This is a genomic window from Rudaea sp., assembly GCF_047601565.1.
GTDB lineage: Bacteria > Pseudomonadota > Gammaproteobacteria > Xanthomonadales > Rhodanobacteraceae > Rudaea.
The window spans coordinates 2,922,639-2,934,747 of record NZ_JASGIY010000001.1 but is presented as its reverse complement, the minus strand read 5'-3'; the positions used below and the strand labels follow the sequence as shown (position 1 = coordinate 2,934,747).

The following is a 12,109-nucleotide window of genomic DNA, read 5'->3' as shown; positions in this document are numbered from 1 at the left end:
CCGCCGGATGTGGATAGACCGAACCTGCCCGCCGTCAGCGCACGACGCAGGTGTCGTTGGCGCGATCCGCATCGGGCAGCTTGTGGTCGGGATCGAGGACGAGGCGCGCGACGCGCTTGTCGGTGGGCAGGAGCAGTTTCGGCGCTGCGCTCTGCCGCCACGTTTCGACGGGCACGCGGATTTCCTGCGTGCCGCCGTCGGCGAATTCGACGCGCAGCGTGGCCGGCATCACGAGCTTGCGTTTGCTCGTCAGCGTCACGCTGACGCCCTTGGCCGGGTTCTTGTCCACGTACTCGGCGGCGGCGATGCCCATGTCGAGCTGCCAGTTGTTGAGGTACCAGCCGCGCCACCACCACGACAGGTCTTCGCCGGCCTCGCTGCTCATCAGGCGGAAGAAGTCCGACGGCGCGGGATGGCGGTAGGCCCAGGTGGCGATGTATTTGCGGAACGCGGGATCGAAGCGCTCGGGGCCGAGGATCTGCTCGCGCAGCAGGATCAGGCCGAGCGCGGCCTTGAAGTAGAGCACGGAGTGGCGGTACGTCTCGTCGACGGAGTCGGCCGGCGCCATCAGCGTCGGCGCCTGCGGGTCGGCGAGCACGGGCAGGATCTCGTCGACCGGGTTGCCGCCCTTGGGCGCGTATTCGGAATCGCGCTTGGGCGCGTACTCGCCGTGGTTGAACGCATCGGAGGCGTAGACGTCGATGAAGGTGTTGAAGCCTTCGTCCATGAACGCGAAGCGGCGCTCGTTGCTGCCGACGATCATCGGGAACCAGGTGTGGCCGATCTCGTGCGCGCTGATCCAGAACAGTTCCTTGCCGTGGTCCTCGATGCCGTCGAACACGATGCCGGGATATTCCATGCCGGCGCCATGGCCGCCGAGGTTCACCGCCGCGGGCCACGGATAGGGATACCACTTCGACGAGAAGTGCTCGACCGCGCCCTTGATGTATTCGGTGGAACGGTCCCACTTGTCCTTGCCGACGGCCTCGACCGGGTAGACCGACATCGCGAGCGCGTGCTTGCCTTCGGGCAGGTTGATGCGCGCGGCGTCCCAGACGAAGGCGGGCGAGGCGGCGAAGGCCACGTCGCGCGTGTGCTCCATGTGGAAGCGCCAGGTCTGCGTGCCGGCGCGTTTCGGCCGGCTGGTCGGATCGGTCACTTCCTGCGGCGAGCGGACGTACACGGTGGCGTCGCTGCGCGCGGCGTCGTCGAGGCGCTTGCGCTGCGCGGCGGTGAGCACTTCGTCCGGATTGGCGAGCGCGCCGGAGCCGGCGACGATCCAGTTCCACGGCACGGTCACCGCGTAGTCGAACGTGCCGTATTCGAGATAGAACTCGGCGCCGAGGTAGGGCAGCGTGTCCCAGCCGCGCAGGTCGTCGTAGACGGCCATGCGCGGATACCACTGCGCCATTTCGTAGATGTCGCCGTTCTTGGTCGGCGTGACCGCGGTACGGCCGCCCCAGGTGCCGGGCACGGTGTAGTGGTAGCGGATGCGCAGCTTGAGCTGCTTGCCGCCGCCGTCGAGCGGCTGCGCCAGGTCCACGCGCAGGCGCGTGTCGTCGACCAGCGTGTGCACCGGCTTGCCGTCCACCTCGACCGCGTCGAGCTGGTAGCCCTCGGTGGTGTTGCCGTGGGTGAAGAAGCGGATGGTCCCGGCGGTGCGCGCGTCGCGGCGGTAGATGTTCTGGTCGAGCTGCACCCACAGCACGTCGAGCGCGTCGGGACTGCGGTTGGTGTAGGTGATGGTCTCGTCGCCCGTCAGCGTGTGCGTGGCCGGATCGATGCTGGCCTGGATCGCGTAGTCGGCGCCGTTCTGCCAGAACAGCGGCCCGGGCCGGCCGGCGCCGTCGCGGAACGCGTTCGCCGCATCGGGCAGCGCGAGCGGCGCGAACAGCGCCTGCGGATCGAAGCCGACGTCCGTCGTTGCGGCGACGGCCGGCACGGCAGCGAAAATCAGCATTGCGGCAACGGTACGGATCGTGTTCGGATTCAGCATGAAGGTTCCTTGTCGGGAGAGGCGGAGACGAATCGCATCATATCGAGGTTCAGCGCGGGCGCGGCGATTCAGGGTCGGCGGCGACGGCGCAGTCGAGGTCCTGCAGTTCGTCGCTGTTGCCGAGATCGCCCTTCGCCGCATCGACATGGGCGCTGAGCAGGACGAAGCCGGGCCGCCCGTCGACGGAACGCGCACCGGCTACCGCAAGGCTGTGCAGCGCCATGCGATCGCCGGCCGGCAGCGCGGACGCGAGCGATTTGAAAGGATCGACCGGCAACGACTCGCCGGCCGCCCAGCGTGCCCAATACACCCGGTCCTGCGCCGACAGCGGCTGCGCAAGGGGACGCCAGCGCTCGTCCAGCGTCGGCAGCAGACGCTGCAATACATCGCGCACCTCGCGCCGGATGCAGCCGACGTGGATGTGCAAGTGGTCCTGCGAACGACCGTAGGGCGAGTTCACGATCAGCACCAGCGCATCGCGCGGCAACGGACGATGCACGGCCGCATCCACGTAGAGGCGCGCGTTCCATGCGTCGGCGAAATAATCGGACGCGTCGGGCGCGCGCAGGGCCGGACTCTCGATGCCGGGGATGCGGGCCAGCGGCATGACCAGGTACTGGAAGCGTCCGTTGCGGTCCTTGAGTACGGCATAGCCGCCGGCCGCACCCGGCGCGGTATCGACTTCGATGCACGGCAGCGGCGGGTAGTTGCCCTTCGCGGCGGCCGGCGCGCATTCGTCGTGGACCTTGTGCCAGAGCCGGTCGCGCGCGGCACCGGTCGCCTGCCCTTCCTGCGGTTTCCCGCTGCGCAGGGTCGAGCAGGCGTCGAGCAGCATCGTCAGCGCGAATGCCATGGCGGGAATGCGGACGGGCATCATCGGCACATCGCCGGCAATTTCTGCAATTCGTCGCGGATGGAGGCGACCAGCTTCCGCGCATCGGCGGGCGAGCCGTTTTGCATGGCGTCCGTGCAGACATGCTCCAGGCGTCGGCGCAACGTGGCGCGCAGGCCGACGCATTGCCAGACGCGTTCGCCGTCCAGAGGCAGGGCCGCGTAGACGACCGGCGTGCACGGATCGGCGACGCGAGCGCCCAGGTCGCGGCCGGCGAAGGCCGAAGGCGGCGCGTCGAGGCCGGGCGCGAAATAGCTGTCGGGGAACGCGGCCGCGTAGCGCTCGGGCGCCAGAATCCATCGAGTAGCCGCCAACGACGATGTGCAACGGTTGCCCGCACGGCGCCGCCGCCGCGAGCCGGCTGACCAGCACATAGGCGGCATGGCGCAGTTCGGGATGGCCGCCCAGCGCGGCTTTCGTGTCCTCGAGCACCGGCACCAGAGCGGCGACGGCCATGCGCGCGAGCTCGTGGGCGTGCGCGGGCTCGCAGCGGTCGCGCAGGCTCGCCGCGAGCAGGAAGCGCACGTCGCGGGCGAAATCGTCCCGCGACGACAGGAGCGCTCCGAGGGCGTTGCGTTGCGCCGGTTCGATCATGCCGCTGGCGTCGAGCGGCGCGGCGGCAACGGGCGGCACTGCCGGCGGCGCCGCCTGCTGCGTCGGCAATCGCGGCGCATCCGTCGATCGCTGACAACCGACGCTTGCCGCCAGTGCAACGGCCACCGGCGCCGCCAGCGGCAGCAACCGACGCAGGCGGCCGCCGCGTCGTGCACGTGCGCGGCACGGCGCGTCAACCCTGGTACGGTTCGAGGGTCGCATCGCCCATCGAGTAGGCCGAGCCCGCCATGAGGGTCTGGATTTTTTCGTCGCGCAATTCGCCCTTGAGCATGAAGGCTTCCCAGATTTCCGGCGCCTTGACCGGATTCGACAGGTGCACATGGACGATCTGGTTGGGCGGCGGCGGCGGCACGTGGATGCAGGCGCCGAAGAACGGCACGAAGAAGAATTCGGTCATGCGCCCCTTGTCGTCGCTTTCGATCGGCACGACGTAGCCGGGCAGTTTGATCCTGCGGCCGAGCACGTCCGGCACGATGCGGAAGCTGCCGAACTGCTTCATGCGCTTGTTGCCCGTGTGCACCACCGTACCGGCGGCCTCCTTGAGGGATTCGAGTTCGTCGCGCGGCATCATCGCCAGCCAGTCGAGTTCGGTGTAGCCCTGTGCGTCGGGCTTGTGCACGTGCACGGCGTAGTTGTCGTCGTCCGTGGCGGACGCCGACGAAGCGGCGCCCGTCGTGCCGTTGCCCTGCGCGGCAGCGGGCGGCGGAGCCGATGCAACGGCGGGCGCCGGAGCGGACGCCGGAACGGGTGCGGCCGACGGCGGCGTTTCGCGCGCGCAGGCAGCGAGAAACGCGAAGGCGAGAAACGGCGCGATGCGGCGGCGGATACGCATGTTCAAGTCCTGATCGTGAGCCCGTCGGCGAGCGCGTTGCGATAGGCGAGCGCGGCCGGCACCAGCCCCGCGACGAGACCGGCCAGCAGCACGCAGCCGATCAGCGCGAATTCCGTCCGCGTCGGCGCCGTCAGCGCGACCGCGATGCCGTAGCCGTCGAGCAGCGCGCGCCGCGCCAGCGCCAGCGCGAGATAGAACAGCGCGACGCCGGCCAGCGCGCCGCAGGCCGCGAGCAGCAGCGCTTCGAGCAGCAGCAGACCGAACACGGTCAGCGGTCGCGCGCCGAGCGCGCGCAGGATCGCCATCTCGCGGCGCCGCTCCGCGAGCGTGGTGACGAGCGCGGTCAGCATGCCGGCGATGCCGACCAGCACGACCAGCGCGCTGACCAGGCGCAGCGCGTTCTCGGCGATGCCGACGAGCCCCCACAACTGTTGCAGCGTCACGCCGGGCAGGATCGCGAGCAGCGGTTCCGCCTCGTACTCGTTGATCGTGCGCTGCACGCCGAAGGTCGCGATGCGCGATTTGAGTCCGAGCAGGAACGCGGTGATGGTCTTCGGCGTCAGGTCGAGCCTGCGCGCCGCATCGGCGCTGACGCCGGAGCCGGGCATGCGCGTGCCGTACTGCCAGTCGATATGGATCGCTTCGATCGCTTCGAGGCTGACGAACACGCTCGCGTCCACCGGCGTGCCGGTCGCTTCGAGAATGCCGGCGACGCGGAACGGTTTGTCCTTGTGCTCGGCGATCGCGACGCGGCCGGTGCCGTGCGCAATGACGATCGCGTCGCCGGGCCTGTAGCCGAGCTTGCGCGCGACCTCGGCGCCGAGCACGGTATCGTACAAGTCGGAGAACGTGCGCCCCTGCGCGAACGCGAGTTCGTGCTTGGCGCCGTAGCGGTAGCGCGCGAAGAAATCCAGGGTCGTGCCGACGACGCGGTAGCCGCGGTGCGAATCGCCGAGCGAGATCGGCACGGACCAGGCGACGTCGGGCAGCGCGGCGATTTCCTTGTAGCTCTGCCACGACACGTTGTTGGTGGCGTCGCCGATGTGGAAGATCGCGTAGAGCAGCAGGTTCACCGGCCCCGAGCGCGCGCCGACGATCAGGTCGGTGCCCGACACGGTGCTGGCGAAACTCTCGCGCATCTGCGTGCGCACGCGTTCGACGCCGAGCAGGAGACACACGCTCAGGGCGATCGTGAACACGGTCAGCGCGACGGTGAAGCGGCGGTTGCGCAGGCTTTTCAGTGCGAGCGGCAGCAGACGCATCGGTCAGGCGCCGCGCCGGCGCGCGGCGCGGTTGATGTCGGCGAGCCTGACGCGGCGGTCGAACAGCGAGGCCAGCGCGGCGTCGTGGCTGACGAACACCAGCGTCGTGCGCGCACGCCAGCATTCGGCGAACAGCAGGCCGAGGAACGCCACGCGCGCGTCGCTGTCGAGCGCCGAGGTCGGCTCGTCGGCGATCAGCAATTCCGGCGCGCCGATCAATGCGCGCGCCGCGGCGACGCGCTGCTGCTGGCCGATGCTCAGTTCGGCGACGGCCTTGGTGCCGATCTGCGCGGGATCGAGGTCGAGCGCGACGAGCAGGCGATCGGCCTCCGCCTCGAGCGTGCCGTACGCGAGCGCGTGCCGCCTGCGCCACGCCGAAAAGCGGCAGGCGAGCAGGATGTTCTCGCGCACCGACAGGAACGGCAGCAGGTTGAACATCTGGAACACGAAACCGACGTGGTCGGCGCGGAAACGGTCGCGTTGCGCGGCGCGCAGCGCCGTGATTTCGTTGTCGAGCACGCGGATCGAACCGCGCTGCGGCAGCAGCACGCCGGCGAGCAGGCTGAGCAGCGTGCTCTTGCCGCTGCCGCTCGCGCCTTGCAGGAACACGCGCTCGCCGCGCGCGATCGCGAGCGATTCGATGTCGAGCAGCGGCGCACCGCCGCGCCAGGCGAATTGCAGATCGTCGATCGCGACCGCCACGCCCGTATGGCGCGCGGACGCGGACGGCGCTCGTGCGGGCGTGGCGGTCGCGCTCATGGCGACAGTCTTACCTGCGTCTCGCCGGGCGCGAGCGTGGCGCTGTCCTGACGGTCGGGCAGCGCCAGGTTGACGTGCAGCGTGTGCAATGCCGGGAAACGCTCGAACAGGTGCAGGTCGAACGCGTGCAACGCCGCGGGTTTGGCGCAGACGTAGCGATAGTCCGCGTCGAAATCGGAGTGCTCGTGACGGGCGTCCGCGTCGGCGTCGTGCTCGGAGGGATGGGCGTCGCCACCGTGCCTGTTTTGTTCGGCAGCGAGGGCGCTGCCGAAACCATGCGGCTCGACCTTTGCGCTGTCCAGCCTGCAGTCGGCTTCGGACGGCAGGCTCAGCCAGCCAGCGGGCGTCTTCAGCGCGGTGACGGTGTCGGCCAGCGTCTTGCGCTCGGCATCGTCGTGCGGCGCGTGTTCGAAGCCGGCGAAACTCATGCCGGGCGCGTTGAGCGTCAGCGAGAGCTGGCTGCCGTCGAGCGCGAGATCGAGCGTCGCCTCGCCGTGCACGTGTGCACCGTGCTGGCGCTGGATCTGCGCCGGTGCGGAGGCGGCAAACGCGGCGCACAGCAATGAAAGGCAATGCACGACGGGGCGCGCGCTTCGACGAACGCAAGAGGGAAGGATCATCGTGCCGCCGGGTCGCATGGTGGATCGCCGAGCAAGTAGGTTATGTTATAACATAACAATGCCGCCACGCGCAGTCAACTTTTCCCTTCCTGACGATCCGGACCGCGCCGCAGCGGCCGCGGCGAACGGCCGGTTCGACCGCCTCGGCGCGCTCGTCTCGGCGCTTTGCGCGTTGCATTGCCTTGTCGTGCCGCTCGCATTCGCCGCCGTGCCGTCGCTGACGCTGGCGTTGTACGCCTGGAGCCACCCGGCGCACGGCATCGCCATCGCGCTGCTGTACGCGGCGCGCTACGAGTGGCTCGCGGCGTCGCTAGCCGCGGGCATGGCGTTGTCGAGCACGTTTCGGGGCTGGCTGCGCCACCGCGCCGCGCGGCCGATCGCGTGCGCGCTCGGCGGCGGCGCATTGCTGCTATGCGCGGCACTGTCGCCGCTCGCGCAGCGCGACGGATCATGGCACGCGCTGTTCGCCGTCACCGGCGGCCTCTGCCTCGTCGCGGCGCACTTGCTCAATCTATGGGCGACGCGGCGCTGGATCGCCGGCATCGCTCGCTGAAGAAAAAAAGGCCGGATTGCTCCGGCCTTGGGGAGAGCGCCGCTGCAGCGGCGGTCGAATGAGGGAACGCAGGGTACGTGCTTTCGTCGTGTTCAGAACTGGAAACGCAGACCCGCCGCCGTGCTGAGCACCGAGGTGTAGAGGTAACCGTTGGCGAGACCGTCGGACACCTTCGAATACATCGCACCGCCGTAGACGTCGAAGTACTTGTTGAAGCGGTAGTCGAGCACTGCCGAGAACGCATCGAGGCTGCCGCTGCACGAACCGGCGCTATTGTTGGAGCATGGCGCGCTGACGACGGCGCCGCTCACCGTCGCGGTGTGATAGTCGTTCTGGTCGTAATGGTAGTAGCCGACGCCGAGACTCCATTCCTTGGTGAAGTTGTACTTGCCGCCGATCCAGCTCACCTTGAGGATCTTGTCGTGCGCGTAGGCGTTGTTGTTGGTCACGCTGATGAGATAGCCACCGAGCGTCTCGAAGTTCGCGGCGAGCGGATTCGACGGGTTCGAATAGTCGATGCGCTCGAAACCGCCGGAGATCTTCAGCGCGTCGTTGAATTTGTACGAGGCGGCCAGCGTCCACGACTCGTTGTCCGAAATCGTCGCCGCCAGCGAATCGCGCGGCAGGCCGCAGCCCGTCGTCACGCCCGTCGCACAGGCGGCGATCTGCGCCGAACTCAACGAACCGGCCGCGATCGACTGGTTCTTGAACGCATAGACGCCATCGACCGAGAAGCTGCCGAAGTCGGCGCCGACGTTCACCTGGCCGCCGTCCCCCGGGTTGCCGCTGTTCTTGCCGAACTGCCAGAGGGCGCCGATGTGGAAATTCTGGTACTTGTACATGTACTTGACCGAATCGTCGGCGCGCGTGTTCTCGGTGTTGCCGCCGCCGGCGGTCGCGCCCGAATAGCCGATGACCGAAAACGCGTAGGCGCCGCCCTGCGGATCGTACTTGCCGATCGTGTCGGTGAGCAGGGTGACGTGGCGGCCCAGCGAGATCGTGCCGAATTCCTTGCTGCTCAGTCCGGCCCAGCCCTGGCCGTTGAAAAGCTGGCCCGCGCGCGCGCCGTCGGCCGCGGTCTTCTGGTCGTTGAGTGCGCGGCCGTTGTTGTAGGTCAGCGACTTGACCGCATCGGAAATGCTGCCCGACGCCGGGTTGAAGCCCATCTCGAGATTGAACACGAAATCGAGGCCGTCGGCGATCGCCTCGGTGCCCTTCAGGCCGACCTTCGACTGGCTCATCGCGTTGTTGGTGATCGAGGTCACCGACTTGTTGCTGTTCTTCGAGACCAGATACTCCATGCCGATGTACATGTCATGGCTGTAGTCGGTGCCGTGGTTCTGGTAGGCCGCGCCGACGTCGACGGTGCCGTACAGCGTGATGCCGTTCCAGGTGAGATTGATGTCGTCGGCGAACGCCGACGCCGACGTAGCGAGGCCGGCGAGCAGCGCGGCGCACAGCAGGGTTTTCTTCACGGACACGGACGAGCGCGAATGGATGTTCTTCTTCATGGGTTGCCTCGGGGTAGTGAAAAGCCGGGAGAGGCAACGGCCGCCGTCGACGCCGCGCGCACCGTTGCTCTGGTGCGCGCATGGTAGAAACCGGATGTGACAGATTTTTTACGCGGCGGCCTTGGCGTTGGTAAAGCGGGGCGTGGCGAGCTGGCCCGCTACACGATCGGCTCGCGCCGCCGGCACACGATCCGCGCCCGCGTGCCGCCTTCGGCCGCCTCGTCGAGGATGAAGGCGAAGCCGTGCAGGCGCACGATCGCGTCGACCAGGCTCAAACCGAGTCCGCTGCCGGGCACATTGCGCGCCTCGTCGATTTGCGCTGGTCGGGCGCGATGCCCGGCCCCGAGTCGCTGACGCCGATCACCGGTTCCTCCTGCGTGCCGCCGAGTTCGACGCGAACGACGCCGTTCGGCTGCGTGAACTTGATCGCGTTGTCGATCAGGTTACCGATCGCCTCGAACAGCAGTTCGCCGTCGCAGACCACGGTCGGGCTCGCGGCGACGTCGAGCGCGAGCCGTGCGCCGCCCTGGACCGCGAGCGGCGCATAGAGTTCGACGAGCTTGCGCGCGATCGGTTCCAGCGGCGTCGGCAAGAACCCGGCGCGGCGCCGGCGGCTTTCGATTTCCGAGATGCGCGAGAGCGCGCGGAAGCGCGCCAGCAGCAGGTCGGTTCTGGGTCAGCGCATGGTCGAGCGCAGCATGGTGCGGCGACGCGTCTTCGAGCGACTGCGAAGTGCGGTAGATCGACGCGCGGAGCCGGGTGAGCGACGTGCGCAGGTGTTGCGCCGGCCGAGCGGCAGGCGCTGTGTATAGTCGCCGTCGCCGATGCGCCGCGCCGCGCGGCCGATCTCGCGGATGTGGCGCACCGCCGGCAGGCTGTAGAACACGCCGCCGAGTACGCCGAGCAGCAGGATCACCGCCGCGATCAGAAAACAGCCGCGTAGCAGCGACTGGCGGATTCTGTTCGAGCAGGGCCACGTCGCGCGCGACGACGAGCACGTTGCCGTCGGCGAGGGTCTGGCCGAGTGCGCGGATTTCCAGCGCCTGCGGAAACAGCGCCGCGTTGGTTTCCATCGGTAGCGCGTGCGGCTTGCCGTCCAGAAGCAGGCCTTGCGGCGCGCGCGCAAGATTGCCGGCCAGTACGCGTCCGTCCGGCGCGAACACGCCGAAGAAGCCAATGCGACGGACGTCGCGCTCGATCTCGTAAGCGATGTCCTTGTCGAGCTGGTCCACCCTGGCGCTCGAAAACACGTGCGCCTGGTTGCGCAGGATCTGGTCGACCTGCTGGTTCTGGTAATGCGCCGTCTGCCAGTAGATCAACGCGAACAGGCCGACCACCGCGAGCGCGAACAAGCCGCCGTACAGTAGGTCAGGCGGAAGCTCGTGATGCGCCAGAGTTCAGCCAGCATCGCCGAACACGTAACCCGAGCCGCGCACGGTCTGGATCAGCGGCGGACAGCCGGCCTGCTCGAGCTTCTTGCGCAAGCCCGCGATGTGGACTTCGATCAAGTTCGTGCCCAGATCGAAATGGTAGCCCCAGACGCTCTCGAAGATCATCGTGCGCGTCAGCGTCTACCCCGAGTTGCGCATCAGGAAATCGAGCAGTTGGTATTCGGTCGGCTTCAGGTCGAGATCGCGTCCGTCGAAGCTCGCGGCATGCGCCACGCGGTCGAGGAGCAGCCCCTGCACGCGCAACTGGGTCGGCTCGGCGGCCTGCGCCTGGCGGCGCAGCAGCACTTCGACACGCGCGGCCATTTCGTCGGAGGCGAACGGCTTGGTTAGATAATCGTCGCCACCCGCGCGCAGGCCGCGCACGCGCTCGTCGACGTCGGAGAGCGCGCTGATCATCAGCACCGGCGTGTGGATTCGACGCGCGCGCAGAGCGCTCACGACGCTGAGCCCGTCGATGTCCGGCAGCATGCGGTCGAGCGTGATTGCGTCGTAGTCGCCGCGCAGGGCGAGCTCCAGGCCTTCGCCGCCCGTTGCGGCGCGGTCGACCTGGAATCCGTGCGAAGTCAGCTCGGCCACGATTTCCTCGGCCGTGCTGTCGTCGTCTTCGATTCGGCGAGTCCGCGTCGAAATTCTCGCTGCCGGCGCAGGTCATCGAATTGCCGCTGCCCTCGATCCCGTTCGCACTGCCGTCAACTCTGCTCGAACGCCGCCCCGACATCGCGGCCGCAGAACGCCGCGCGGCCGCGGCGAATTCGATGATCGGCGTCGCCCGCGCCGCATTCTTCCCGAGCATCAGCCTGACCGCGACCGGCGGCTACGAGAACACCGGCGGCGCCGGTTGGCTGACCGCACCGAACGGATTCTGGTCGATCGGCCCGCGCTTCTCGTTCGCGCTGTTCGACGCCGGCAAGCGCCGCGCCATCGCCGCGCAGGCGCAGGCCGTGTTCAACGAAGCGGCGGACCGCTACCGCGACACCACGCTCGCCGCGTTCCGCGAAGTCGAGGACAATCTCGCCCTGCTCCACCTGCTCGACGAGGAAGCGAAGCAGGAAGACGCCGCGGTCGCCTCCGCGCAGAACGCCCTGCACCTCGCGACGGACCGCTACGAGAACGGCGCGGTCAACTATCTCGACGTGGTCGCCTCCCAAACCGCCGCGCTGCAGGCGCAGCGTAGCCTGATCGCGCTGCGCGATCGCCAGCTGCGCGCCAGCGTCGGTCTGATCCGCGCGGTCGGCGGCGGCTGGTCGGGCAGCGGTATGGCCGACGCCGATACCGCCAAGATGGCGAACCGCGGCGGCGGCCGACCAACCACAGCGGACTGATCGCCTTCGCAAACGGCCGCCCGGCCGGCTGCCCCCTTACCCAACGCATCGCGCCCGAAACATGAGCTTGCCCGCGAGTCCGCGATCGCGCCTGTAAGGAAATCCGCTTCGGCCCCGTCTACTGGCTCAACGCAGCGCAATATCGGTTTATCTTGCCTGCGCTACGGCCGGGACATACCGTAGGGGAAAGTCGAAGTGACGCACGAGGGGATTCCTGCGCGCGTCATATGACTTTTTCGCCACATCGATATGCCCGCCAGAAGCGGTGCCTGGGATGCCGCTCGAGTCGACGCAGA

At 68.3% G+C, this 12,109-nt stretch carries 13 protein-coding genes and 1 pseudogene; 3 read left to right on the top strand and 11 right to left on the bottom strand.

Going from position 1 to position 12,109, the window contains the following annotated elements; genetic code table 11:
• Positions 1–34: 34 nt before the first annotated feature.
• The 7 genes from QM741_RS12865 to QM741_RS12835 all read right to left on the bottom strand — a co-directional run bounded on the left by QM741_RS12865 (position 35) and on the right by QM741_RS12835 (position 6,934).
• Positions 35–1,996, bottom strand: a complete 1,962-nt coding sequence (locus QM741_RS12865; protein WP_415208078.1) for a M1 family metallopeptidase — start codon at positions 1,994–1,996, stop codon at positions 35–37.
• Between the two features lie 49 nt (positions 1,997–2,045).
• Positions 2,046–2,849: a CDP-diacylglycerol diphosphatase gene (locus QM741_RS12860; protein ID WP_415208077.1), complete on the bottom strand. Its 804-nt coding sequence runs from the start codon at positions 2,847–2,849 to the stop codon at positions 2,046–2,048.
• A 20-nt stretch (positions 2,850–2,869) separates the two neighbouring features.
• The gene (locus tag QM741_RS12855) at positions 2,870–3,202 is read right to left on the bottom strand and encodes a hypothetical protein (protein WP_415208076.1); all 333 of its coding nucleotides are present in this window, start codon (positions 3,200–3,202) and stop codon (positions 2,870–2,872) included.
• Positions 3,203–3,675: 473 nt separating this feature from the next.
• Positions 3,676–4,335, bottom strand: a complete 660-nt coding sequence (locus tag QM741_RS12850) for a DUF3299 domain-containing protein (protein ID WP_415208075.1) — start codon at positions 4,333–4,335, stop codon at positions 3,676–3,678.
• A 2-nt stretch (positions 4,336–4,337) separates the two neighbouring features.
• Positions 4,338–5,591: an ABC transporter permease gene (locus QM741_RS12845; RefSeq protein ID WP_415209123.1), complete on the bottom strand. Its 1,254-nt coding sequence runs from the start codon at positions 5,589–5,591 to the stop codon at positions 4,338–4,340.
• A 9-nt stretch (positions 5,592–5,600) separates the two neighbouring features.
• Positions 5,601–6,356: an ATP-binding cassette domain-containing protein gene (locus QM741_RS12840; RefSeq protein WP_415208074.1), complete on the bottom strand. Its 756-nt coding sequence runs from the start codon at positions 6,354–6,356 to the stop codon at positions 5,601–5,603.
• Positions 6,353–6,934: a DUF2796 domain-containing protein gene (locus tag QM741_RS12835; RefSeq protein ID WP_415208073.1), complete on the bottom strand. Its 582-nt coding sequence runs from the start codon at positions 6,932–6,934 to the stop codon at positions 6,353–6,355. The genes QM741_RS12840 and QM741_RS12835 overlap by 4 nt, the downstream gene beginning before the upstream one ends.
• Before the next feature lie 100 nt (positions 6,935–7,034).
• Here QM741_RS12835 and QM741_RS12830 point away from each other — a divergent pair, with 100 nt between their 5' ends.
• On the top strand, positions 7,035–7,529 hold the full coding sequence (locus QM741_RS12830) for a MerC domain-containing protein (RefSeq protein WP_415208072.1): 495 nt from the start codon (positions 7,035–7,037) through the stop codon (positions 7,527–7,529).
• A gap of 92 nt (positions 7,530–7,621) precedes the next feature.
• On the opposite strand, the gene QM741_RS12825 is transcribed toward QM741_RS12830, so the two are convergent.
• The 3 genes from QM741_RS12825 to QM741_RS12815 form a co-directional block, all read right to left on the bottom strand.
• Positions 7,622–9,040: a porin gene (locus QM741_RS12825; RefSeq protein ID WP_415208071.1), complete on the bottom strand. Its 1,419-nt coding sequence runs from the start codon at positions 9,038–9,040 to the stop codon at positions 7,622–7,624.
• A gap of 271 nt (positions 9,041–9,311) precedes the next feature.
• Entirely contained in the window at positions 9,312–9,632 is a 321-nt protein-coding gene (locus QM741_RS12820) for a sensor histidine kinase (protein ID WP_415208070.1), read from the bottom strand.
• Between the two features lie 84 nt (positions 9,633–9,716).
• Entirely contained in the window at positions 9,717–9,956 is a 240-nt protein-coding gene (locus tag QM741_RS12815; RefSeq protein WP_415208069.1) for a hypothetical protein, read from the bottom strand.
• Between the two features lie 166 nt (positions 9,957–10,122).
• On the opposite strand from QM741_RS12815, the gene QM741_RS12810 reads away from it, so the two are divergent.
• The gene (locus QM741_RS12810) at positions 10,123–10,407 is read left to right on the top strand and encodes a hypothetical protein (protein ID WP_415208068.1); all 285 of its coding nucleotides are present in this window, start codon (positions 10,123–10,125) and stop codon (positions 10,405–10,407) included.
• Positions 10,408–10,437: 30 nt separating this feature from the next.
• On the opposite strand, the pseudogene QM741_RS12805 reads toward QM741_RS12810, so the two are convergent.
• Positions 10,438–11,121, bottom strand: a pseudogene (locus QM741_RS12805) (response regulator transcription factor).
• Between QM741_RS12805 and QM741_RS12800 the strand changes: the two are divergent.
• Positions 11,022–11,813: an efflux transporter outer membrane subunit gene (locus QM741_RS12800; RefSeq protein WP_415208067.1), complete on the top strand. Its 792-nt coding sequence runs from the start codon at positions 11,022–11,024 to the stop codon at positions 11,811–11,813. The pseudogene QM741_RS12805 and the gene QM741_RS12800 sit on opposite strands and share 100 nt — an antisense overlap.
• Positions 11,814–12,109 lie beyond the last annotated feature (296 nt).